The following is a 2,120-nucleotide window of genomic DNA, read 5'->3' as shown; positions in this document are numbered from 1 at the left end:
CCCCAGCCCCGCCCGGCCGCGCGGCGCTCCGCGAACCGCGCGTTCCTGGAGGTCGGCGCGCCGCTGGCGGTGCTCGCGGCCGCCGCCATGACGGCCCCGGACACGGCGGACGCCCTGCGCACCCTGCGCGCCCTGTACGACACACGCGCCGGGACGTCCGCCGACGCTGCCTTGGCCGACGACCTGGGCTCGGCCGCCGCCCAGTCGGAGCTGCTGACCGCGCTGCGCCGTCTGCCCGCCGACCGGATCGAGCGCGCCTGCCTGAACGCCCTGCCGGCGGTGGGCCTGGCGGCCCTGTGGCGGGCCACCGGGGTGCGCCCGCTCGAACACGCCCTCACCACCCTGCCGCCCGCCCAACTCGGCGCAACCGACCAGCACCTCCGGCCATCGGACACCGGGCAGCACCTCCCCCCACCGAACGCTGGGCAACCCCTCCTTCCACCGAACCCCGGGCAGCACCTCCCGCCACCGGACGCCGGGGAACACCCCGCAGGGCCGGACGCCGAGGAACACCCCCGCGCTGCTGACCACGACCAGCGGTCCCGGCCGGCGGACGCCGTCCGGCCGCCCGGCCGGGCCGAAGCCGGTGGACGACCGCAGCTCGGGCTGCTGCTGCTCGACGCACCCCTGCCGGGTTCGCTGCGCGGCCTCGCCCGGCACGAGGCGATCGCGCCGGCCCGCTCGATGGAGCTGGTCGCCCGCAGGGTCCGCGCCGCCGTCGGCCGCCTGGCCCGCGCCGCCGACCCGCTGTTCGCCCGGCACGTGGCCCGCCACGCGGACACGGCGGCGCTGTGCGCGCTGGTGGTCGCGGTCACGACCTGGCCGCCGGACCCCGCCCTGCCGACGGTCGCGGTGAGCGAGCCGGGCCGGACGAGCGTGCCCGGCTTCCCGCGTACGGACCTGGAGGACCCGTCGGGGCCGTGGCCGCGCGCGTTCCCGGGAGCCGTGGAGCTGGGCGCGGACCTGGACGTGTTCTGGGAGCGCGTCGCCGACGGCGGGCTGCGCGTCCCGGTCACGTGGCTGGGGCACGGCGGCTGGCCCGCGCTGTGGCAGCGCGCCGCTCGCCGGCGACCCGCCGCACCGTGACCCGGCCGACGCCTTTACAACGTAGATCACCTTCTGCGGGACGTCTAGGCTGACCCCATGGACATCGCCACGGCAGCAGAGCTCTGGGACGCCGACCCGGGCTGGCTGAACACCGCCTCCTACGGACTCCCCCCGCGCCCCGCCTTCGAGGAGCTCCAGGCGGCGCTGACCGACTGGCGGCACGGCAGCAGCGACTGGCAGCCGTGGGACGCCTCCGTGGGCCGGGCCAGAACCGCGTTCGCCCGCCTCGTCGGAGCTCCGGCCGCCGACGTGACCGTCAGCTCGACGGTCTCGCAGATCATGTCCGTGGTGGCGACCGCACTGCCGCCGGGGGCGAAGGTCGTGGTGCCGGAGATCGAGTTCACCAGCAACCTGTTCCCCTGGGCCGTGGCGGCCGAGGTCGTGACGGTGCCCGCCGACCGGGTGGCCGACGCGATCACCCGCGACACCGCCGCCGTGGCGTTCAGCCTGGTCCAGTCGGCCACCGGGTACGTCGCGCCGCTGCCGGACATCGTGGCCGCCGCCCGCGAGCACGACGCGCTCGTCATCGCCGACGCCTCCCAGGCGTGCGGCTGGCTGCCCGTCGAGGTCACGGGCGTGGACGCGCTGGCGTGCGCCGCGTACAAGTGGCTGATGGCGCCGCGCGGGGCGGCGTTCGGCTACCTGTCGCCCCGCCTGCGCGAGCGCATGCGCCCGCTGGCCGCCAACTGGTACGCCGGCGCCGACGAGGGCGGCTCCTACTACGGCCCGCCGCTGCGCCTGGCCGGTGACGCACGGGCGTTCGACCTGTCGCCGGCCTGGTTCTCGTACGTGGGGGCCGCGCCGGCCATCGAGCTGCTGAACGAGATCGGCGTCGAACGCGTCCGCGATCATGACGTCGCCCTCGCCAACCGCTTCAGGACCGGCCTCGGCCTGGAGCCCTCCGACACGGCCATCGTCTCGGTGGACGCCCCCGGCGAGCGGCTGGCGGCGGCCGGGATCAGGGCCGCCGTACGGGCGGGCCGGGTGCGGGCCAGCTTCCACGTCTACACGAC

The 2,120-nt window shown here is 76.9% G+C and carries 2 protein-coding genes; both read left to right on the top strand.

Annotated elements, in window-relative coordinates:
• A partial coding sequence (locus FAF44_RS52935; protein WP_237111078.1) for a hypothetical protein occupies positions 1–1,086 on the top strand: 1,086 nt, incomplete at its 5' end.
• A 57-nt stretch (positions 1,087–1,143) separates the two neighbouring features.
• A partial coding sequence (locus FAF44_RS52930) for an aminotransferase class V-fold PLP-dependent enzyme (RefSeq protein WP_237111077.1) occupies positions 1,144–2,120 on the top strand: 977 nt, incomplete at its 3' end.

This window comes from Nonomuraea sp. MG754425, from assembly GCF_021699195.1.
GTDB lineage: Bacteria > Actinomycetota > Actinomycetes > Streptosporangiales > Streptosporangiaceae > Nonomuraea.
Note: the sequence above shows the minus strand (reverse complement) of the source record. Positions and strands in the feature narration are given on the sequence as shown.